This is a genomic window from Sinomonas terrae, from assembly GCF_022539255.1.
In the GTDB taxonomy this organism is placed as follows: domain Bacteria; phylum Actinomycetota; class Actinomycetes; order Actinomycetales; family Micrococcaceae; genus Sinomonas; species Sinomonas terrae.
Map to the genome: position 1 here is coordinate 2117563 of NZ_JAKZBV010000001.1, position 21566 is coordinate 2139128.

Annotated in this window: 17 protein-coding genes; 10 read left to right on the forward strand and 7 right to left on the reverse strand. The window is 68.0% G+C overall.

Annotation, left to right across the window (positions count from 1 at the left end; all coding sequences use genetic code 11):
* Positions 1-9 precede the first annotated feature (9 nt).
* Together metK and L0M17_RS09920 are read left to right on the forward strand one after the other, a co-directional pair.
* Positions 10-1242: a methionine adenosyltransferase gene (gene metK, locus L0M17_RS09915; protein ID WP_241053794.1), complete on the forward strand. Its 1233-nt coding sequence runs from the start codon at positions 10-12 to the stop codon at positions 1240-1242.
* Entirely contained in the window at positions 1242-3395 is a 2154-nt protein-coding gene (locus L0M17_RS09920) for a primosomal protein N' (protein ID WP_241053795.1), read from the forward strand. The genes metK and L0M17_RS09920 overlap by 1 nt, the downstream gene beginning before the upstream one ends.
* Before the next feature lie 33 nt (positions 3396-3428).
* Here the strand turns inward: L0M17_RS09920 and L0M17_RS09925 are convergent, their stop codons facing one another.
* From L0M17_RS09925 to L0M17_RS09940, 4 genes are read right to left on the reverse strand one after another with little or no spacing between them, the layout of a single operon-like run.
* Positions 3429-4550 (reverse strand): glycosyltransferase family 4 protein, encoded by a 1122-nt coding sequence (locus tag L0M17_RS09925; protein ID WP_241053796.1) that lies wholly within the window; start codon positions 4548-4550, stop codon positions 3429-3431.
* Positions 4547-5497, reverse strand: a complete 951-nt coding sequence (locus L0M17_RS09930; RefSeq protein ID WP_241053797.1) for an alpha/beta fold hydrolase — start codon at positions 5495-5497, stop codon at positions 4547-4549. Before L0M17_RS09930 ends, L0M17_RS09925 begins: the two co-directional genes overlap by 4 nt.
* Positions 5497-6330, reverse strand: a complete 834-nt coding sequence (locus L0M17_RS09935; RefSeq protein WP_241053798.1) for an aldo/keto reductase — start codon at positions 6328-6330, stop codon at positions 5497-5499. The genes L0M17_RS09930 and L0M17_RS09935 overlap by 1 nt, the downstream gene beginning before the upstream one ends.
* Positions 6331-6366: 36 nt before the next feature.
* Positions 6367-7281, reverse strand: coding sequence for a sugar-binding transcriptional regulator (locus L0M17_RS09940; protein WP_241056395.1), 915 nt, complete (start codon positions 7279-7281; stop codon positions 6367-6369).
* A 201-nt stretch (positions 7282-7482) separates the two neighbouring features.
* Between L0M17_RS09940 and L0M17_RS09945 the strand changes: the two genes are divergently transcribed.
* From L0M17_RS09945 to L0M17_RS09970, 6 genes are all read left to right on the forward strand, one after another.
* The gene (locus tag L0M17_RS09945; RefSeq protein WP_372498009.1) at positions 7483-9273 is read left to right on the forward strand and encodes a glycerol-3-phosphate dehydrogenase/oxidase; all 1791 of its coding nucleotides are present in this window, start codon (positions 7483-7485) and stop codon (positions 9271-9273) included.
* A complete protein-coding gene (glpK, locus tag L0M17_RS09950) occupies positions 9266-10783 on the forward strand; it encodes a glycerol kinase GlpK (RefSeq protein ID WP_241053799.1) in 1518 nt (505 codons plus the stop codon). The genes L0M17_RS09945 and glpK overlap by 8 nt, the downstream gene beginning before the upstream one ends.
* 208 nt (positions 10784-10991) lie before the next feature.
* Entirely contained in the window at positions 10992-13487 is a 2496-nt protein-coding gene (gene leuS, locus L0M17_RS09955; protein WP_241056397.1) for a leucine--tRNA ligase, read from the forward strand.
* Between the two features lie 34 nt (positions 13488-13521).
* Complete coding sequence (locus L0M17_RS09960) at positions 13522-14532, forward strand: DegV family protein (RefSeq protein ID WP_241053800.1); 1011 nt, start codon at positions 13522-13524, stop codon at positions 14530-14532.
* A 148-nt stretch (positions 14533-14680) separates the two neighbouring features.
* Entirely contained in the window at positions 14681-15517 is an 837-nt protein-coding gene (locus L0M17_RS09965; protein ID WP_241053801.1) for a helix-hairpin-helix domain-containing protein, read from the forward strand.
* A 923-nt stretch (positions 15518-16440) separates the two neighbouring features.
* Positions 16441-17316, forward strand: a complete 876-nt coding sequence (locus L0M17_RS09970) for a ComEC/Rec2 family competence protein (RefSeq protein ID WP_241053802.1) — start codon at positions 16441-16443, stop codon at positions 17314-17316.
* Between the two features lie 36 nt (positions 17317-17352).
* Here L0M17_RS09970 and L0M17_RS09975 read toward each other — a convergent pair whose 3' ends face one another.
* Together L0M17_RS09975 and L0M17_RS09980 are read right to left on the reverse strand one after the other, a co-directional pair.
* On the reverse strand, positions 17353-18525 hold the full coding sequence (locus tag L0M17_RS09975) for a serine hydrolase domain-containing protein (protein WP_241053803.1): 1173 nt from the start codon (positions 18523-18525) through the stop codon (positions 17353-17355).
* 50 nt (positions 18526-18575) lie between these two features.
* Positions 18576-18944 carry a hypothetical protein gene (locus tag L0M17_RS09980; protein ID WP_241053805.1) on the reverse strand — a complete coding sequence of 123 codons (369 nt, stop codon included), beginning with the start codon at positions 18942-18944 and terminating at the stop codon, positions 18576-18578.
* Between the two features lie 122 nt (positions 18945-19066).
* On the opposite strand from L0M17_RS09980, the gene L0M17_RS09985 reads away from it, so the two are divergent.
* Positions 19067-20263, forward strand: coding sequence for a S53 family peptidase (locus tag L0M17_RS09985; protein WP_241053807.1), 1197 nt, complete (start codon positions 19067-19069; stop codon positions 20261-20263).
* An 81-nt stretch (positions 20264-20344) separates the two neighbouring features.
* Here the strand turns inward: L0M17_RS09985 and L0M17_RS09990 are convergent, their stop codons facing one another.
* Positions 20345-21115, reverse strand: coding sequence for a hypothetical protein (locus L0M17_RS09990; protein ID WP_241053808.1), 771 nt, complete (start codon positions 21113-21115; stop codon positions 20345-20347).
* A 146-nt stretch (positions 21116-21261) separates the two neighbouring features.
* Between L0M17_RS09990 and L0M17_RS09995 the strand changes: the two genes are divergently transcribed.
* Positions 21262-21540, forward strand: a complete 279-nt coding sequence (locus tag L0M17_RS09995; protein WP_241053809.1) for a DUF2277 domain-containing protein — start codon at positions 21262-21264, stop codon at positions 21538-21540.
* Positions 21541-21566: the final 26 nt, after the last annotated feature.

A 21566-nucleotide genomic window follows, 5' to 3' on the forward strand; every position in this document is an offset into this window, starting at 1 on the left:
AGTAGAGCCGTGACCCACGCTCGCTATGGTGCCGGACTCCCGGCCGACACGACCGCCCTCCGGCTCTTCACCTCCGAGTCCGTGACCGAGGGGCATCCCGACAAGATCTGCGACCAGATCAGCGACGCCATCCTCGATGCGCTCCTCGCCGCCGATCCTGAGTCGAAGGTCGCGGTGGAGACGATGGCGACGACCGGACTCGTCCACGTCGCCGGCGAGGTCACAACCGACGCTTATGTCGAGATCCCTCAGATTGTCCGCAACACAATCCTCGGTATCGGGTACGACTCATCTGCGAACGGCTTCGACGGGGCGCGCTGCGGCGTCTCGGTGTCGATCGGGCAGCAGTCCTCGGACATCTTCGATGGGGTTTTCAACTCTCTCGAGTCACGCGAAGGGACCCTCGAGGACGAATACGACCGCCAGGGCGCCGGCGATCAGGGCATCATGTTCGGCTACGCGAGTGACGAGACGCCGTCCTACATGCCGACGCCCATCTGGCTTGCTCACCGCCTGTCTGAGCGGCTCACTGAGGTGCGGAAGAGCGGCGAGCTCGCGTACCTGCGGCCGGACGGCAAGACCCAGGTGACCGTTGGCTACGACGGCGATGAGCCGGTCACTGTCGAGACCGTGGTCATCTCGAGCCAGCATGCCGAGGGGACGCAGCTGGCCCAGCTCCGCGCCGACCTCGCCGAGCACGTCATCGCCCCCGTGCTGGCTGCGAGCCAGCTCGAGAGCACGCACGTCCGGAGCATCCTCAACCCGGCCGGCCCTTTCATCATCGGCGGCCCAGTCGGGGACGCGGGCCTCACCGGGCGGAAGATCATCGTCGACACCTATGGCGGGTTCGCGAGGCACGGGGGCGGCGCCTTCTCCGGCAAGGATCCCTCGAAGGTGGACCGTTCGGGTGCCTATGCGATGCGCTGGGTCGCCAAGAACGTCGTCGCAGCGGGGCTCGCGCGCCGCGCGGAGATCCAGATCGCCTACGCGATCGGGCAAGCCCGTCCCGTCGGCATCTACGTCGAGACGTTCGGGACGGAGAGCGTGGATCCACTGCGGATCAGCGCCGCGATCAACGAGATCTTCGACCTGCGCCCGAGGGCAATCATCGACGCGCTCGACCTCAAGCGGCCGATCTACGCGAAGACCGCGGCTCACGGGCACTTCGGTCGCGATGACCCCGACTTCACGTGGGAGCACCTCGACCGCGTCCAAGCCCTCAAGGACTACTTCAACGACTGATGGCGAGAGCGAGGCCTAGCAGCGGGGGAAGCTCGGGCTCGGGAGCACAGCGAGTCGCGCAGCCTTCGCTCCTGCTCGGATTTCCCGAGCCAGTGCTCGCGCCCGCTACGCCTCCGGCGGCCAGCGAGCTTCCGGTCGCCCGAGTCTGCGTCGAGTCCCCACTCCCGCAGCTCGACCGACCGTTCGACTACCTCGTGCCGGAAGAGCTCTCCGAGACGGCCAAGCCCGGAGTCCGCGTACGGGTCCGCGTCGCGGGCCAGGAGCACAGCGGCTTCATCCTCGAGCGCGCCGAGTCGTCGGACGCGGGCGTGGCCCTGCAGCCGATCGCCAAGGTGGTTTCGCCCGCCGTCGTCCTGACACCTGAGGTCCTGAAGGTCTCGACAGCCGTCGCCGAGCGGTGGGCGGGCGCACTCGGTGACGTTCTGCGCTTCGCCGTGCCGCCCAGGGCGGCGCGGGTCGAGGCGGAGTATCTTCCCGGGCTTGCGGGTCACGCTCCCTCGGAAGGGACCGAACGCGGGGATGACGCAAGCGACGAGGAGGGCCCTCAGCAGCTGCAGTCCGCGCCGTCGCTCTGGGCCGAGCTTCGACGAGGCGCCGCGTTCCTTCGGCACTTGGCGGCGGGAGGCAGCCCGCGGGCCTCGGTGCAGGCGCTCGAGGGATACGGCCCGCGCGGATGGCCTCAGCTCGTCGCCGAGGCCGTACGGGCCGCCCGCCTCTCTGGGCGGGGAGCGCTCGTCGTCGTACCCGACCGTCGCGACCTCGAGCGCGTGCAGTCCGTTCTCGAGCAGGCGCTCCCCGGCGAGTCCGTCGTGCGCCTTGCCGCCGAGGACGGCCCCAGCCAGCGGTACCGCGGATTCCTGGAGCTCCTCTGCGGCCGTGCGCGCGTCGCGGTGGGAACGCGGGGGGCTGTGCTCGCGCCCGTGCGTGACCTAGGGCTCGTGGTGTGCTGGGACGACGGCGACGACCTCCACGCCGAGCCGCGCGCCCCCTACTTCCATGCGCGCGAGGTCTGCCTCCTCCGCTCCGAGCTAGAAGGCTGTGCGCTCCTGCTCGCCGGCCACAGTGTTTCCGCCGAGACACGACGGCTCCTCGACTCGGGCTGGCTCCAGAGCGTCGAGCCGGCCCGGCCGCTCGTCCGCAGTCGGCTGCCCCGAGTCATCAGCACCGCGGACAGCTTCGAGAGCGCACGCGATCCGTATGCCCGGATCGCGCGCCTCCCGCACGCGGCATGGCAGCTCGCGCGCGAGGCCCTGGCCGCTGGGCCGGTCCTGGTCCAGGTGGCCCGCGCGGGCTACGCGCCGTCGCTCGCGTGCGAGCGATGCCGGGAACCCGCGCGATGCGCCCACTGTTCTGGCCCGCTCGCTGAATCCCTTAGCCAGGGAAGCCGCACCGTCGCGTGCCGTTGGTGCGGGACACCGGCTGGTGCGTGGTCGTGCCCGCATTGCGGGGGGCGTTCGTTCCGCCGTTCCGCAGTCGGCGCGCTGCGAACCGCCGAAGAGCTGGGGCGCGCGTTCCCGGGCGCCGTAGTCATCACGTCCTCTGGCGAGCAGGTCAAGTCTGAGGTGCCAGACGCCCCTGCGCTCGTCGTTGCTACGGTCGGCGCCGAGCCCGTGGCGCCGACGGGCTATGCCGCAGCGCTCCTCCTCGACGGCGACTCCCTCCTCGCTCGCGAGACCCTGAGGGCAGGCGAGGAGGCGCTGCGGCGCTGGCTCAACGCTGCGGCGCTCGTGCGGGGAGCGGACGACGGCGGCCGCGTCGTCGTGACCGCGAGCGAACACGAGGCGGTCGGCGCCCTCGTGCGGTGGGACCCCGCGGGCTTCGCCGAGCGCGAGCTCTCGCTGCGGAGGAACCTCGGGCTGCCCCCCGCCGTCCGCCTCGCGGCCATCACTGGGACGCGGGCGGCGGTCGAGGCGTTCGCGAGCGCCGCGGCACCGGTGCTCACCCGGTCCGGCGTCCGAACCGCAGGCCCTGTTCCAGCCTCACCTGTCTCGAAGACCGCCGCGGAAGAGACTGCCTGGAGGTTCCTCGCGTTCTTCCCGATCGCCGAGGGACCGGAAGTGACACGCGGGCTGAGGGCCGCGCGGATCGCCTTGGCCGCCCGGCGCGGCTCAGAGCCCGTGCAGCTCCGGCTCGACGGCACTGACCTCATCTAGTTCGAACTCGTTCACACGAGCTTGCTTCCCGAGTTAGGTTCGCCCGGCCATGTGGTCCTTGCGGTTGGCGATGCCGCGCCGGGCCTGAAACTGCTCGATCGCCTCCTCGGCCGCCTCGAGCAGGGCTTGAGCCGAATGGTCCCAGCTGAACTTCTCGGCCTGCCGTACTGAGGCGCGGGAGGCTTCGCTCCACGTGTGCGGCACCTCGAGTTCGCGGACGGCCGCCGCAAAGGCTTCCGACGAGTCGGGGTCGACAAAGCGCGCCGCCTCGCCGCCGACTTCCCGGAAGATGGGGATCTCGCTCGCAATGACCGGCGTTCCGACCGACATGGCCTCCACGAGGGGCAACCCGTAGCCCTCCGATCGGGAGAGGGTCACGAGGGCAGTCGCACCTCGAAGGAGCTCCTCGTATTCGGCCTCGCTGACGCCCCCGTGGAATTCGACCGAAGCACCTGGCGGAACGCTCGACTCGAGCTCGGCTCGCCGGGCGGGGCTGATGCGGCTGAGGAGGTGGAGGGTGTAGTCAGGCAATGCCGCCATTCCGGCGATCACGGTCTCGACGTTCTTGTATGGCATGAACGAGCCCATGTAGAGCAGGCTTCGGCCTGGCAGTGCGTCGGGATCGCGAGGCACGAGGCCTCCTTGGGGAGCGTTGCCGACGATGCGCACCGGACGCTTCGTGAGCCGCTTCTCCGCCATGAGCCACTTGGTCGTGCGGCTCACGGTGGCGACGACGTCGGCCCGGTTGAGGAGGACCCGCTGCGGCCAGTACGCCTTGTGGTACAGGCGCCACAGCACGCGTACGGGGGCAGGCAGGAAGCCGGGCGGAGCGGGGTGCTCGTAGTAGATGAGGTCGTGGAGTGTGAGGATGAGCGGGTATCGGCGCCCCCACGATCCCATCGTCTGCATGGGGCAGAACACGACGTCCGGCTCGAGTCCGTTGACTCGCGCGGCGATGAACAGCTCGGCGGGGGAGAGCGGGCTCGTGACCTTGACGTGCGGCACGTTTGGCAGGAGGGCGAGCTGACGCTCGTCGCTGATCAGCATGGCTGTCTCGGTGCGGGACGCGACGGCTTCGATGAGGCTCGCGCCGTAGCGGCTGATCCCGTCGTGATGGTCCGTCCGCGTGAAGCGGGCATCGATCAGGAGCCTCATTGGCCTGCCTTCTCCTCGAGGTCGCCTAGGAACGCGTGGATCGCGTCCGCCGCTGGCTGGGGCGTTTCGTAGTGGATGAGATGCCCGACGCCGGGGATCACCGTGAGGCGTGAATCCGCGAGCCTTGCGTGGAATTTCCTCACGGCAGGCAACGGCGCCACCTCGTCACGGTCCCCGGCGATCAGGAGCACGGGCAGAGAGAGCTCGTCGGCGGCTTCCGCCGCCGTGTGCGAGACCGAGGCGCGGAAGGACTCGAGGAGCACGTCGCGGCTCGCAAAGCTCGAGAAGTACTGAGCGTGCTGGGCGTGGACGAACCGTCGCAATTCAGGATCGCGTGTCTTGGCCATGGCTTCGCTCATGACCCGGACGATCGCGGGGTGGCGAAGCAGCGCAGATCCGGCGCCCTCCGGTAGCCCAGCTCCGGCGCGATAGTAGCCGACCGCGAGGCGGCTCAAGATGCCTTGGGGGCCCTCGAGCGCCGGTGACGAGATCGGGTTGACGAGCACGAGCCGCGAGAACCGGCCCGGGTGCTCGGAGCAGACGCGGGCGGCCACGATGGACCCGAAGGAGTGCCCGAGCAGGACGGTGTCAGGACCGAGCCCGAGGGCTTGAGCGAGCGCATCCACCCAGGCGGCATAGCCGTCGATGTCATGGTGGTGGCCGCTCATCGGGGATGAGGCGCCGAAACCGGGGAGGTCAGGCATCACGATACGAATATCGGGCAGGAGATCGACGATGCGCAGGAGTCCGTGATGCGTTCCGCGGAAGCCGTGGATCGCCAAGATGGTGGGGAGCGTTCCGGCTTCCGCGGGCGTAGCCGCCCGTTCGCCCTCCACTGGATCGTACGTGAAGACGGCGGTCTCAGAGCCGAGCACTTCGACGGTTGTCCGCCGCTCTCGCGACTCGAGAGCTGAGGAGAGGAAGCCTTCCCCCGCTGCGACCGCCATCAGTTCACCTCATTGGGATCGGAGCCGGTCCGCTGTCCGCGTTCGAGGCCAGCGATGCGGTCGAGATCGTCGGCCGTGAGCTCGAAGCCGAAGACGTCGGCGTTCTCACGGATGCGCGCCGCGCTGCTAGCCTTCGGAATCACAATGTGGCCGCATTGCAGATGCCACCGGATCACGGCTTGCGCAGGGGAGACGCCGTGAGCTGCCGCGATGTCGGTGATCACGGGATCCTCGAGGATGCGCCCACGTCCGAGCGGAGACCACGCCTCCGTGCGGATCCCGAGCTCTGCGTGGACGGCCTTGAGCAGGTCCTGCTGGAGCCATGGGTGGAGTTCGACTTGGTTCACGGCGGGCATGACAGTGCACTCGGCGGCGAGAAGCCGAAGATGCTCTGGCTGGAAGTTGCTGACTCCGATCGCGCGGACGCGCCCGTCCTCGAGCAGACGCTCGAGCGCGCGATACGTCTCGACGAAGAGCCCGCGTGCAGGGCATGGCCAGTGGATGAGGTACAGGTCCACGTAGTCGAGGCCGAGCGCGGAGAGGGAACGGTCGAACGCCCGCAGGGTCGGATCGTAGCCCTGATCACTGTTCCAGACCTTGGTGGTGACGAAGACGTCTTCGCGCGGAAGGCCGCCGTCGGCCGCCTCCACGACGGCGCGTCCCACGCCTGCCTCGTTGCCGTACATGGCTGCGGTGTCGAGACTCCGGTAGCCCGCGGAAAGGGCCTCCCCGGCAAGCCGGGCGGCGTCCTCCGCGGGCACCTTGTACAGCCCGAAGCCGAGCTGGGGCATGTCGACGCCGGCGGACAGGGTCACGCTGGGGGACTGGGTCATGCTCCCGACTCTACCGGCCGCTCTCCTCAAGAGGCCTCAGGCTTCGAGCGCCAGGAGGGCACGCGCTGTTGCCTCGTCGATGACGAGCTGGGTCACGAGTCGTGCTCTGAGCGCGCCCCGCAGGCTGCGGGCCTTCGACGGCCCCGACACGACGCAGAAGCGGTGCTCGACCCCGCGAATGAGCGTGTGGTCCGGCCCTGTTGAACGCTCGTTGAGCGCAATCCCGTCGGAACTCCCATCCTCGCGGTAGAAGACGGTGGCGACATCGCCCACGACCCTCTCTTCGGCGAGGGACTGCAGATCTGCGCTGTCGAGATAGCTCCCGGTGTACACGTGGCTCGGCACATCGGCGTCCACCGAACCCACTCCGAACACTGCGACCGACATGTGGGCCTGGAGGTCGAGGACGCGACGAACGCTCCGCTCCTGCCACATGAGCCGCTTCGTCTCCGCCCGATCGAAAAAGGCAGGGACCGGGAATTCCTCCACAGCGGCGTCGTAGGCGCCACCAAACCTGCGCATGATCTCACTCGCGTATCCCAAGCCCATCGTCTGCGTGTTGGCCGCACCATTGAGCTGGACAACGGTGCTGCCATGAGTGGACTTGCGATTCAGGTACCGGCTCATTGCAGTCAGCGTCGAACCCCACGCCACTCCGAGCACGGTGTTCGAGCCAACGAACGGAGTGAGAGTACGGGCGGCATACATGGAAACGCGATCGAGCGTCTCGGCCTCGTTGAGGTTGGACACGTGAGGGACCACGTGGGCGCGGATGCGGTACCGCCGGGAGATCGCGGACTCGAGCTCCGCCGACGATTCGAGCGGATTCCAGATCTGGATCTGGACCAGCCCAGTTTCACGGGCGAACGTCAGGAGGCGCGAGACCGTGGAACGCGAAGTCCGCAGCTCCCGCGCGATCGCATCCATCGTGAGGTCCTGGAGGTAGTACAGCTGCGCGGCGAGAAGAGCCTCGCGCTGTCTTCGCGTGACGGGACTTTGTGCGGAATCGCCGGGATCAGTGGGGTCTGGAAGCGAAGCTGGGAGCGTCACGGACGACATTCTTGCACGTTTGTGCACCGGGCTTGAAGATTCTTCTCACGCTCTCGAAGAATGGTCCTCAGACCCGCATTCGCATGTTTGAGGAGGACCCCTTTGGCCCCGTACACGCCCACCGTTCTGCCCCGCTCGACGTCCCCTCGCCCTCTGGTCTCCGCCCTCAGGGCAACGCCCCGCTCGCAGGTCCTCATCATCGGAGGCGGGATCAATGGGGTAGGCACCTTCAGGGACCTTGCGCTGCAGGGGGTGGACGTGGCGCTCGTCGAGCGCGGCGACTATTGCGAAGGCGCCTCGGGAGCCTCCTCGCACATGATCCACGGCGGCATCAGATACCTCGAGAACGGGGAGTTCCGGCTTGTGCACGAGTCGGTTGTCGAGCGGAACCGCCTCCTGCGCATCGCGCCGCACTACGTCAAGCCCCTCCGGACCACGATCCCGGTCTTCACCACGTTCTCCGGGCTGCTCAACGCCCCGCTGCGCTTCCTGACCCATCGCTCCGGCAAGCCGAGGGCGCGGGGCGCACTCCTGATCAAGCTCGGCCTCGCCCTCTACGACGCGTTCTCCCGCGAAGGCGGCAGCGTCCCGAGGCACCGGTTCGTGGGCCGCCGTCGCGCCTTGGCCGAGCTTCCCCGGCTGCGCCCCGACGTGAAGTACGCGGCCACCTACTTTGACGCCTCTGTCCACAACCCCGAGCGCCTCACGCTCGATGTCCTGCGGGACGGGCTCGAAGCCAACCCCGCGGCGCGGGCAGTGAACTACGTGAGCGCCGTCGGGATGCACGACGGCGCGGTGCGGCTGCGCGACAAGCTCACCGGCGAGGAGTTCGACTTCGCCGCGGACGTCGTCGTCAATGCAACCGGTGCCTGGACCGACCGGACGAACTCTGCTCTCGGAGCGGAGACAGACTATATGGGCGGGACCAAGGGTTCCCACATCGTCCTCGACGCTCCCGAACTGCTGGCCGCAACGGGCGGGCGGGAGATCTTCTTCGAGCACGCCGACGGGCGCATCGTCCTGATCTACCCGATCGGCGACCGCGTCCTCGTCGGCACCACCGACATCGACGCGGGGCAAGACCTCACACCGGTCTGCACCGAAGAAGAGGTCAGCTACTTCTTCGAGCTGATCCAGCATGTCTTCCCCGGCATCACGGTCCGGCCTGACCAGATCGTCTACACCTTCTCGGGCGTCCGCCCGCTTCCTCGCCACGACGACACCGCGCCGGGATTCGTCTCAAGGGACTACCGCATTGAGCGTTCGGCTCGCAGTGACAGCGACCCCGTGCGGCTGAGCCTCGTAGGCGGGAAATGGACCACATTCCGCGCCCTCTCCGAGCATCTGGCAGACTCCGTGCTCCGCGAGCTGGGCATCCCGCGCCGCCAGAGCACCGCCGAGCTGCCCATCGGTGGTGGCGCGGGCTTCCCCGAGGGGCTGGCCGCACGGCGGGAATGGATCGCCTCGCACCTTCCAGGGCTGGCGGATGCCCGGGCAGAGGTGCTCTTGGAACGTTACGGAACCCGAGCCGAGGAGGTCGCGTCCTTCCTTGCCGAGGGGCCGGACAGGTTGCTCGACAGCACGCAAGAACTCAGCGTCCGCGAGCTTGCGTACATGGCCCAGCGCGAACAGGTCGGGCACGTCGTGGACGTCCTCCTCCGCCGTACATCGCTCGCCTTCCGCGGTCTGGTCACGCGGAAGATGGTCTGGGAGGTGGCCGAGGCGCTCGCGCCCCATCTAGGTTGGGATTCAGAACGTGTCCACGTGGAGGTCCAGGATGCCGAGCACACGCTCGCCGACCTCCACGGCGCCGTGGTCTCGGCGCTCAATCCCGCGGGAGCCGCCCCCGGGGAAGAAGGAGCGGTCACAAGCGAAGGAGCCGTGAATGTCTGAGCAGTACGTCGTGGCGATCGACCAGGGCACCACCAGCACGCGGGCGATCGTGTTCGACCACGGCGGCTCGATCGTTTCGACGGGCCAGCTCGAGCACGAACAGATCTTCCCCCGGGCCGGCTGGGTCGAGCACAGCCCGCGGGAGATCTGGGACAACGCGCGCGAGGTGATCGGCCAGGCCCTCTCGAAGGCGAACCTGACCCGGCACGATATCGCGGCCGTGGGGATCACGAACCAGCGCGAGACGGCGGTCGTGTGGGACAGGACGACCGGCGAGCCGGTCTACAACGCCATCGTCTGGCAGGACACGCGCACCCAACCGATCGCCGACGAGCTCGCGGCTGACGGCGGCGTCGACCGCTTCAAGGACAAGGTGGGCCTGCCGCTCGCCACCTATTTCTCGGGCACGAAGATCAAGTGGATCCTCGACAACGTCGAGGGCGCCCGCGCCAAGGCCGAGGCGGGGGACCTCCTCTTCGGCAATACCGACGCGTGGCTCATCTGGAATCTGACCGGCGGCGTCGACGGCGGCGTCCACGTGACCGACGTGACGAACGCGTCCCGCACCCTCTTCATGGACCTCAAAACCCTCTCGTGGGACCAGGAGATCCTGGACGTCTTCGGCGTCCCGGCATCGATGCTGCCCCAGATCCGGTCCTCCTCGGAGGTGTACGCCAAGGTCCACACATCCCAGCTCCTGCGCGAGGTCCCGATCGCAGGCATCTTGGGCGACCAGCAGGCCGCAACCTTCGGTCAAGCGGCCTTCGCCAAAGGCGAGGCCAAGAACACCTACGGCACGGGCTGCTTCCTGATCTTCAACACGGGAGAGGAGATCGTCCACTCCAAGAACGGCCTCCTGACCACCGTCGGCTACAAGCTCGGGGAAGCCGAGCCGCACTACGCACTCGAGGGTTCTATTGCCGTGGCCGGCTCGCTCGTCCAGTGGCTGCGGGACAACCTCGGCCTCATCACCAGCGCGCCCGAGGTGGAGGAGCTGGCACGCTCGGTCAAGGACAACGGTGGCGTGTACATTGTCCCGGCGTTCTCCGGACTGTTCGCGCCCTACTGGCGGGCAGACGCACGCGGAGCGATCGTCGGGCTCACCCGCTACGCCAACAGGGGCCACCTCGCCCGCGCGGCGCTCGAGGCGACGGCGTTCCAGACGCGAGAGGTCCTCGACGCCGTCAACCGGGACTCGGGCGTCCCGCTGAGCGAGCTCAAGGTCGACGGCGGAATGGTCGCCAACGATGCGCTCATGCAGTTCCAAGCGGACATCCTTGGAGTAGACGTCGTCCGCCCCAAGGTCATCGAGACGACGGCGCTCGGAGCCGCCTACGCGGCCGGGCTCGCCGTCGGCTTCTGGAGCGACCTAGGCGAGCTTTCCGCGAACTGGGACGAAGACAAGCGCTGGAGCCCACAGCTCGACCCCTCCGAGCGGGACCGGTTGATGCGCCAATGGAAGAAGGCCGTCACGAAGTCCATGGAGTGGGTCGACGCCGACGTCCGCTAGACCTCGGCGGGAGGATGCTGTGGCTGCGCTAGGATAGCTGTATGCACGGCATCCTCCTGCTTCCCTAGCCGCTCCAACGAGCGGCCGCCCCTCCCTGAGAGGGGCTTTTGTGTGTCAGGGGGCGAATGCTGTCGTAACGCCGAGGTGACGAAAAGTGGAGATAAGCAGGGTGAGCGAAGAGCAGGGCGCGAAGCAGGCGGCTGCGGGCGTGGCCGAGGCTACGGCTGCAGCAGAGGCTGCGTACAGCTTCGCCGCGATCGAGGCCAAGTGGCCAGCGGTGTGGGAGAAGCTGGGCGTCTTCACGCCCAAGGACGACGGGAGCCGTGAGCGCCGCTACGTCCTCGACATGTTCCCCTACCCGTCAGGCGACCTCCACATGGGCCACGCGGAAGCCTTTGCCATGGGGGACGTGGTGTCGCGCTACTGGCGCCTGCGCGGCTACGACGTGCTGCACCCGATCGGCTGGGACTCCTTCGGGCTGCCCGCCGAGAACGCCGCCATCAAGCGCAACGCGCACCCAGCCGAGTGGACCTACGCGAACATCGAAACCCAGGCGGCGTCGTTCAAGCGCTACGGGCTGAGCCTGGACTGGTCGCGCCGGCTGCACACCTCCGATCCCGAGTACTACCGCTGGACGCAGTGGCTTTTCCTGCGCTTCTACGAGCGCGGGCTCGCGTACCGCAAGAACCACCCCGTCAACTGGTGCCCGAAGGATCAGACTGTGCTCGCCAACGAGCAGGTCGTCAACGGCGCGTGCGAGCGCTGCGGCACGCCCGTGACCAAGAAGGCCCTCAACCAGTGGTACTTCAAGATCACCGATTACGCAGACCGCCTGCTCGACGATATGACGGAACTCGAGGGCCACTGGCCTGAGCGCGTCCTCGCGATGCAGCGGAACTGGATCGGCCGCTCCGAGGGTGCGCACGTCGACTTCGAGGTCGAGGCGACGGGTGACGGGAGCAAGCCCGAGCGCAAGGTCACGGTCTTCACGACGCGGCCCGACACGCTGTACGGTGCCACGTTCTTCGTCGTCGCGGCCGACGCCGACCTCGCGACCGAGCTCGTGGCGCCGGAGGAAGCTGCCGCCTTGGCCGAATACCAGGATCGGGTCAAGGCGCTCTCGGAGATCGAGCGTCAGAACACCGATCGCGAGAAGACCGGCGTGTTCCTCGGCCGCTACGCGGTGAACCCGTTGAGCGGGGAGAAGCTTCCCGTTTGGGCCGCCGACTACGTGCTCGCCGACTACGGCACGGGAGCCATCATGGCGGTCCCGGCCCACGACCAGCGCGACCTCGACTTCGCCCGTGCGTTCGGGCTGCCGGTGCGAGCGGTCCTCGACACCGGCGAGGACGACCCAGCTGCGAGCGGGGTCGCCACGGCCGGCGAGGGGACGATCATCAACTCCGGGCCGCTCGATGGGCTCTCGAAGGCTGAGGGCATCGCGAAGGCCATCGAGATCGTCGAAAGCGCAGGGACGGGAGAAGGGACCGTCAACTACCGGCTCCGCGACTGGCTCCTGTCGCGCCAGCGCTTCTGGGGGGCGCCGATCCCGATCATCCACTGTGAAGCATGTGGCGAGATTCCGGTGCCGGACGATCAGCTTCCGGTGCGTCTCCCCGACGACCTTCGCGGCGAGCAGCTTGCCCCGAAGGGAACGTCGCCGCTCGCTGCGGCCGAGCACTGGGTCAACGTCACGTGCCCGAACTGCGGAGGTCCCGCGAAGCGTGACACCGACACCATGGACACGTTCGTGGACTCGTCCTGGTACTACCTGCGCTATCTCTCACCGGACTACACAGAGGGACCGTTCGATCCGGAAGCTGCAAAGCGCTGGATGCCTGTGGCGCAGTATGTGGGCGGCGTGGAGCACGCGATTCTCCATCTGCTGTACAGCCGGTTCTTCACGAAGGTCCTCAAGGACATGGGGCTCATCGACTTCGACGAGCCATTCGCCGCACTCATGAACCAGGGGCAGGTTCTGAACGGCGGCAAGGCCATGAGCAAGTCGCTCGGCAACGGCGTGGACCTCAGCGAGCAGCTCGACCAGTACGGCGTCGACGCTGTGCGCCTCACCATGGTGTTCGCCTCGCCGCCCGAGGACGACGTCGACTGGGCCGATGTCTCGCCGTCCGGCTCTGCGAAATTCTTGGCTAGGGCATGGCGCCTCGGGCAGGACGTCACGAGCGAGCCCGGCGCGGATCCCGCGAAGGGCGACCGCGCCCTCCGCAGCGTCACTCACCGGACGCTCGCCGACTCCGCCGAGCTCCTCGAGTCGCACAAGTTCAACGTCGTGGTCGCCAAGGTGATGGAGCTCGTCAACGCGACGCGCAAGGCGATCGACAGCGGGCCGGGAGGTGCCGATCCGGCTGTACGCGAGGCGGTCGAAGCCGTGGCCATCATCCTGAGCCTCATCGCGCCGTACACGGCCGAGGACCTGTGGGCAGCGCTCGGTCACGAACCATCGGTCGCGAACGCCGACTGGCCCACCTACGACCCGTCGTTGCTTGTCGAGGAGACTGTCACGGCAGTGGTACAAGTCCAGGGCAAGGTCCGGGACCGCCTTGAGGTAGCACCTGACATCACCGAGGAGTCTCTGCGCGAACTGGCTCTCGCTTCGCCGAATGTCGAGCGCATCCTCGACGGCCGGGGCATCCGCACCGTCATCGTGCGCGCCCCGAAGCTGGTGAACATCGTTCCGGCATGAGATGCAGCCGGAGCGCCAGCGATCGGGGGACTGATTGACTGAGCGCGCCCCGGCGCCCTGGTGGCTGAGCGATCGCTTCCTCCGGGAGCGCCTCGGGCGGTTGAGGCTGTCGGTGCTGCGGCCTGCCAGCGCGCCGCGAGTCCGCACCGCCGTCGTCACGGACAGCGCGTGCGGGCTCCCGCGCGAATGGCTCGCCGCCGCGGAGGCTGAGCCGTGGTTCGAGGCTGTTCCGCTCTCGGTCATGGCCGGGGATGAGATCTATCCTGACGGGCCAGAGGCCGAGGCGGCGCTCGGAATAGCGCTGGCGGCTGGGCGGTCGGTGAAGACCTCCCGGCCCGCGCCCGGGGTCTTCGAGCAGGCCTACCGGCGGCTCGAGGCCGAGGGCTTCGAGGCGATCATCTCGATCCACCTCTCGGGGGCACTGTCCGGCACGGCGGACACGGCACGGCTCGCAGCGGAGCGCGTGTCGGTGCCGGTGGAGATCCTGGACACCCGGACGGCCGCTCTCGCACAGGGGTTCGCCGTCCAGGCCGCCTTCCTTGCCGCCTCAACGGGGCAGGACCCGAAGGGAGTGACCAGCGCGGCGCGCGAGACCCTCGATGGTGCCGAAGTCCGATTCTTCCTTCCGAGCCTCGAGCAGTTGCGGCGCGGAGGCCGTATCGGTGCTGCGGCCTCATGGGTGGGCACGGTGCTCTCGATCCGCCCCCTGCTGGCCGTCCAAGACGGCAAGATCGTCCCGATAGAAAGGATACGGACGAGCGCCCGAGCCTTGCCGCGGCTGCGCGAGCTCTCGATGGCGGACGCACGGAGGCGCGTCAACCCTCGGCTCGCCGTGCACTACTTTGGCAATCGATCCGAGGCCGAGGACCTCGCGCACGAGCTCGTCGACGAGCTGGATGCGCAGAGCGATTCCTCTGTGAAGGATGCAGAGGTCGTTGTCACGCCGCTCCCGGCTGTCTTGGCAGCGCACACGGGGCTTGGCGTCCTCGCAATTGTGGTCACAGGACGCCTGCGCGACATCTCGGAGGCAGCAGAAGCCCAATAGCGAAGCTCACCGAGATCACGCAGGGGTCGAGAACCGAACGGTGGGGGACTAGCTCGGGTTCGTCCTCCACACCCATCCTCACGCGCGTGCCGTCCACATAGCGGCTCCTGATGCCACCGGCCACGGCCGTTCTTGCGAAGGTGGCTGTATGGGACGACGGAAGCGCGGGGACCGCCTCCGGGCGCGGCACCGCTGGGACCGTGTCGTTGGACCGGGCTGGCATAGCGATGCTCACGGAAGCCCTCGGCCGGAAGCGGGTCTGCTGGCAGATCAGATCCCTGACTGCTCAGTCGCGGAGGAACTCGCGGCGGACCACGGACCTGCTGGCCCAACAGAACGACGGCGATGGGCCCTCTCCGGCGGGCTCGCCACCATTGTCCTATGCGTTCTCGGCCTGGGCGCAGGGCTCTGGTGGTGGTCGGCAGCCTCGTCGCCGCCCGAGGTCGGCCCTGCGCAGCCCCACAGCACGGCCCGCTCGACAGCCAGAGCATCAGGCGCCGGTGCGGGGGAAACGACGTCGAGTCGGGAAGCGGACGGCTCCCAGACCGTCGTCGTGCATATTGCCGGAGCCGTGGCCAAGCCGGGCGTCTACCGGCTCGACAAGGGGAGCCGCATCCATGACGCGATCAGCGCCGCCGGGGGAGCGCTGCCTGAGGGCGAAGCGGACCGTCTCAATCTCGCTTCACAGGTCGAAGACGGGGCGCGCATCGCCGTTCCTCGCCGCGGCGAAGCAGCAGAGGCCGGTGTGGGAAGCGGGGCCAAAGGCGGAGACACTCGTCAGTCAAGCGCGGGCTCGAAGGTCAATCTCAACATTGCGAGCGCCGAGGAGCTCGCTCAGCTGCCACGCGTAGGGCCGGTTCTCGCTCAGAGGATCGTCGAGTACCGCGAGCAGCACGGGCGCTTCTCCTCTCCTGAAGACCTCGACGCCGTTCCGGGGATCGGTGCCAAAATGCTTGAATCCCTCCTGCCGCTGGTGTCGGTGTGAGCAAGAGGCAGCCGGAACCCTCGTCCCTGAAGGCGTGGCAGCGCTATGTCGAATCGGCCACCGATCGTGCACCAGGGGATTCAAGAGGCGGCGGCGCGTCCGAGGAAGGCGCGTCCGGGGAAGGCCGCGGCCCGGACCGCCGCGAAGCGTTGCGGGAATGGTTGGCTCGCCGCGCGGCGCAAGGTCCGGCTGCGGATGGGAACGATCCTGGCCACCAGCACCAGGGGTGGAGGGACCTGCGGCTCATCCCGCTGGCCGTTGCCGTCTGGGTTGGTGCCGCGTGGCCGTTGGCGAGCGCCTCTCTTGGGCTCGATGAACGGGAGAGCTGGGCCTGGGCTCTGGGGGTCGGAGTCGCGGTTCTCCTCGCCGCGCTTTACGTGGCGAGGGCGTCGGCAAGAAGGCTTGGTCCAGGTAGCCGGAAGAGGGCGTGGATGCGCAGGTTCGGTCACAGGCCTGATCAGAGAACTTTCCGCAAGTGGGGACTGACGCTCGCGATGGTTGCTGCAGTGGCCGCAGTGTCAGGAATCGCGGGCTTCCTTGCGAGCGCCGCGCGCCTCTCGGCAGACACCGCCGGACCAGCCGGCAAGCTATTGTCCGATGGGGGAGCGGCGATGGCTTCGCTCGAAATCCTGTCCGAGCCTCGGCGTCAGGCAGTCACTGCTCGCTTCGCTACTGGGCCTAGATACATCACGGACGCACGTCTTCGCGCTGCAACCTGGGGCGGCCAGCGGTTCACGGCCTCGGCGCGTGTGATTCTGGCGGGGGGAGATCATCTTCGAGGCCTGGCCGCCGGGACCCGGATCGAGATACCGGTACAAGTCGCCGCGAGCGGACCCGGAACGGCGTTTGTCACAGCGCGAGGTTCGCCACGCGCCGTTGATCCTCCGGGCGGGGGAGCGGAGTGGCGGGCCACCGTCAGGGAGATGCTGCGCACCAATGCAGCGTGGCTTCCGGCCAACGCCGCCGGACTTGTCCCTGCCCTCGCTGTAGGCGACCGGAGCCGCCTCGATCCCGAACTCGAGGGCTCTCTGCGCGTCGCGGGCCTTACCCATTTGACCGCGGTTAGTGGCGCGAATTTTGCGATTTTGTTGGGGACGGTCGTGCTGGGCCTCAGGGCTCTCAGGGTTCCGCGGAAGGTGGTCCACGCTGTGTGCGGCGCAGTCCTGGTGTGCTTCGTCTGGATTGTGGGCCCCGAGCCCAGTGTTCTCCGAGCCGGGGCGATGGGCGTCGTCTCACTCGTGGCCCTGGCCTCGGGGCGGACCGGCGCCGGCGCGGCAGCTCTCTCGGCCGCGGTCATCGCGGTCGTGCTGACGGACCCTGCCCTCTCCGTCAGCTTCGGCTTCGCACTGTCTGTTCTCGCCACGCTCGGGATCACGCTCCTCGCTCGCCCGCTGGCCGCGCGGCTCTCTGCGCGGCTGCCGCCGTGGCTGGCGGCAGCCCTTTCGGTGCCGCTCTCGGCGCAGCTCCTGTGCGGCCCAGTGCTCGTCCTGCTCGGGCCCTCGTTCCAGACGTGGTCGCTCGCGGCCAATCTCGTCGTGGCCCCGCTCGTCCCTCCGATCACCGTTGCTGCAACTCTCGCTCTGGCGGCCGGACCACTGTGCCCGCCCCTTGCCTGGGCGGCGACGGCGATCGCAGGGCTTCCGGCAGAACTGCTGGCGGGTGCGGCCCAAGCTTTCGCGAACCTGCCGGGAGCCCGCCTCCCATGGGCAGAGGGACCTGTGGGTGCCGTGGCAATGGCGCTCGGCTCCGCAGCCACCACAGCCCTCGTGTGGGGTCTCGGACATCGCCGTCGAACGTAGCCTTCCGCATCCAAGGCGCGTAGAAGCGCTGGTGGTTCATCGCTCGGCGCAGAGGCTGTTGACCGTCTCGCTGAGGGCGGACTGCATCTGCTCGCCGATCGAGCTGCGCTGCCGGTCGCCGCTTGGGTCTTCCGGGGTTCCCGGCAGCGGGGGCGGGACGACGGCCATGGTTGCCGTGTACTTCCCGTCGCTGCTGGAGACCCCCGACGTGAGGGCGTCCTCCTGGTTGCCCGCTAGGTGGAAGGATCCGCTGCTCGTGCAGCCCTGTGGGCCCTTCCAGATCCCGAGGGCGTAGGGCGCGGGCGAGGCACCCTTCTCCATCGCCGCCACCGAGGTGGGTGAGAGAAGCCGGCCGCCGAAGAGGGCACCGAGGAAGGTGTCCACGTCGGCCGCGGTGGAGATGATGCCTTCGCTGGAGGAGCCGGCCTGGTGGATGTTGTCGGTGGTGTCGATCCTCTGGCCGTGCAGCGTCATGTACCCGTGGAGGATGTCCTTCTGCGACAGGTCGAGCCGGGCCGTGGACGTGTGCGCCAGGCCGAGCGGGGCGATGACCTCCTCGTTGAGCACGTCGGGGAAGGGCTTCTTCCGCAGCGTCTGGACGAGCAGGCCCAGGGCGATGTAGTTGGTCTCGTCCCATTGGAACTGGCCGACGCCGCTCGCGGGCCATGGCTGGCCACCGGCGTCGCGGAGGGCCTGCTCGAGCGTCAGCGGCTGGGCGAGGGCCGGGCGGAAGTCGACGCCGCCCATCGAGGCCGGGATGTAGCTGGGGATGCCGGAGGTCTGGCCGAGAAGCTCCCGGACGGTGATCGGCCCGGGCGGGTGCAGTTCTGCCTCGAATCCGGGGATGAGGCTGTTGACCGGGTCGTCGAGGCCGATGAGTCGGTCGTCGACGAGCTTGAGCACCGTGACCGCGGTGAACGTCTCAGTCACGCTGCCCACCGACACCCGGTCCACCGGCTGGGCCGGGTCCTTGGTCGCGAGATCCCGCACCCCGTAGGCGTGCGACCACTGGCCGCCGGGCCACTCCACTTGGACGACGGCGGAGACGGCACCGCTGCCGATGAAGAGCCGTGCCTGCTCATCGAGGGGAGCGATCGCGGGAGAAAGAGTTGGGCTCGGTGTGGATGACGAGGTCGAGCCCGAATACTGGCATCCTGTGAGCAGGAGCGTGAGAAGCAGGCTGGCCGCCGTTCGCGGTCGGAGAGCCATTGGGACCACCGTCCCATCGAAGAGGAACTAGTACAGGCGGCCACCCGCGCTCACAGCGCATGTTCCCGCGCCGACGCCCAGCGGGACCATGTTAAGCCCGGGGCCGTGCCGGCTGGAACGGCGCGGCACGAGGGCCGATCGAACTCAGGCACCAATTGCCACCTTCGAGCCGCCGATTCCCTCCCAGCAAGCTGGTCATCCTCTGGCATAGCAGCGACATCGGCCGGATCGACCGGTTCCGTGCCCAGATCGCCGATGGCCCCGGCGTCGCCGGCGACGCCGGTGGAGCCCTGAGCGGTCGCGAGGGGCGCGGATCTGGTGTAGTGGGCTGTCTCGGAGGATTCGGGGATGACAAGGTATCCGTTCTGGTCGGTGCCCTCGTCGACGAGGGGGTTTAGAGGCCCTGAGACGGCTTCCACCAAGGGCGATAATCCGGCTCACTCCATTCGATTTTGAAGAGCGCGAACGTGAGCCCTAGTCGCAACCCGTGAGCTCTGCAGATAATGCGGTACGAATTCCCTGCGTCCCCCGGAGGACACCAATGAGGAAGATCCTTGCAGCTGGGGCTACGGCTCTGCTGTTCCTAGGCCTCGTCGCCCCCACTGCCTGGGCTGCTCCGGGGCCGGACCCGCACTCCGAGCGCTCCCGTCCGATCTGTCCCGCGCCACTCACCAGCGAAGGTCAGTGCACGGCGCGTCAGGCGGTGGACGCGGCGGGGAGGGCGATCACGAACGCGGCTGCCCCGCCCTCCACGGCGCTCACCCCGGCCCAGCTGCAGGGCGCCTACGGGCTCGCAGGCCTATCGGCCGGCGGCAAGACCATCGCAATCGTGGACGCATACGGCTATCCGAACCTAGAACGTGATCTGGCTGTCTACCGGTCCCAGTTCAAACTCCCGCCCTGCACGACGGCAAACGGCTGCCTCACCATCCGCAATCAGAGCGGAGGCACAAAGCTGCCGCGCTTCGACCTCGGCTGGGCGCAGGAGCAGGCGCTCGACGTCGATGCCGTCTCCGCAGCCTGCCCCGACTGCAGCATCGCGGTGTTTCAGGCGAGTGCGCAGAGTCTCACCGACCTCGGCACCGCCGTCCAGACAGCAGCGCACCTCCCCGGCGTCGTTGCCGTCTCCAATTCCTACGCCTTCCATGACGCCCCCGACTCGACCTATGGGACCTACTACGACCATCCTGGCGTCGCCGTGACCGCAAGTGCCGGCGATTGGGGCTACAAGGGCGCGTACTACCCCGCGTCCTCGAGCTATGCCGTTGGCGTGGGCGGGACCTCGCTCGTGCAGGCCACGAACGCCAGAGGTTGGAACGAGACCGCATGGAGCGGAACAGGGTCAGGCTGCTCAAGCTTCAACGCTGCCCTGCCACCCGCATCGGCTTTCAACACCGGCTGCCCGGGTCGGGCCATGAACGACGTGTCGGCCGTGTCGGACCCGAACAACGGCGGCCTCGCCGTCTACTACCCGACCTCCTCCGCCAAGTCGACCTGGAGCCAACTCGGTGGCACGAGCGAGGCCTCGCCTATCATCGCCTCGGTGTTCGCCCTCAGCGGCAGAACAGGCTCGAACTCGACGCCCGCAAACTGGATCCCGTACACCAGCGCCTCGAACCTCTTTGATGTCACGGCTGGCTCAAACGGCGCGTGCTCGCCAACTCAATGGTGCACGGCTGGGGCTGGCTGGGACGGGCCCACCGGCCTCGGCACGCCTAACGGGGTAGGGGGCTTCTAGTGTCGGTGGGAGCCTCCTCAGCAGGAAGTCCTGCCGCCTTCGTGGCTTCGGATAGCGCAGGACGATCAGACTGTGGCCGAGTCAGGCGGCCAGGTCGGAGCGTCTTCCCTGCTCGGCGCAGTTGTTGTCCCGCCCGTCGTTGCGCGCATCGAATGCTTCGAGCGCGGCGGTAGCTGACTGGACGTCGTCGTCTTGGGCCTTGGCATTGGCGAGAACCTTCTCGGCAGCCGCCACAGCGAAGCGGTGCTCGAGCATTGCATCAGCGAGGCGCTCCCGGGCATCGCGGATCCGCCGAATCCACCGTGTCTCGGGGATCTCGAGGAGCCGATTAGCCAGATTCACGGCCGGCGCGCGCCGAGTAGGTCTGCTGAACACGAACTCTTGGGCGGCGAGCTCCTGGGCCGCGTCGTCCATTCCGAACGGCTCGCGGTCGAAGTCGATTTCAGGTTCCCACGCCGTGAGTGTGCCTTCTGGACCACGGACGGCTTCTGGACTGCTTCTTCGACCCTGCTCCTGCGCATGTTCGAGGAACATCTCAGCTGCTCGCAAGTGGACGTCGGCGCGGTTCATCTTTGCATTGAACTCGAGTTCGGCAGCACTGACCCGCTGCGCGTAAGCCTTCTCAGCAGAGTCCTTGGCCTCCACAAGCCGACGTCGCTCGCCTTGGACCTCCCGGTCTTCGGCGGGCTCGTCCTGGGTCGACTCCCGAACTGGCGTTTCCCCGGCCAACGCTGACGGGCCGTCCTCGAACGGCACGGTTGCAGATCCGCGTCGGTCTATGCTCACGGCCGTCAGACCCAGGAGTCCGATGATGCCCGCGATGACGGTCAAGATGATGCCGTTCGAGTCCATGCGACCCGCTCCCTCGCCCTTGGGGTGGTCTTTCACAGACAACTGTCCCAAGGCGTCGTACTTGCCGGCCACACTTGCCTGTACTCGAATCTGGCGAGGGCTGGGGTGGCTGAGCACCCGAACACGGGGGAGCGTATCGTCAAAGCATGTGCCGCAACATCCACACTCTCCATAACTTCGAGCCGGCAGCCACTTCAGAAGAAGTGCATGCGGCCGCTCTGCAGTATGTGCGCAAGATCGCTGGCACGACGAAGCCGTCGAGGGCGAACACGGAGGCGTTCGACCGCGCCGTGCACGAAATCGCGCACATCACCCAGCATTTGCTCGACGATCTGGTCGCGACGACGCCGCCGAAGAATCGCGACGAGGAGGCTGCGAAGGCGCGGGCTCGGGCCGCACGCTCGGGTCGTTACGCGACAGCCTAGTCGTCGTCTGAACCCGCGCGGCCCGG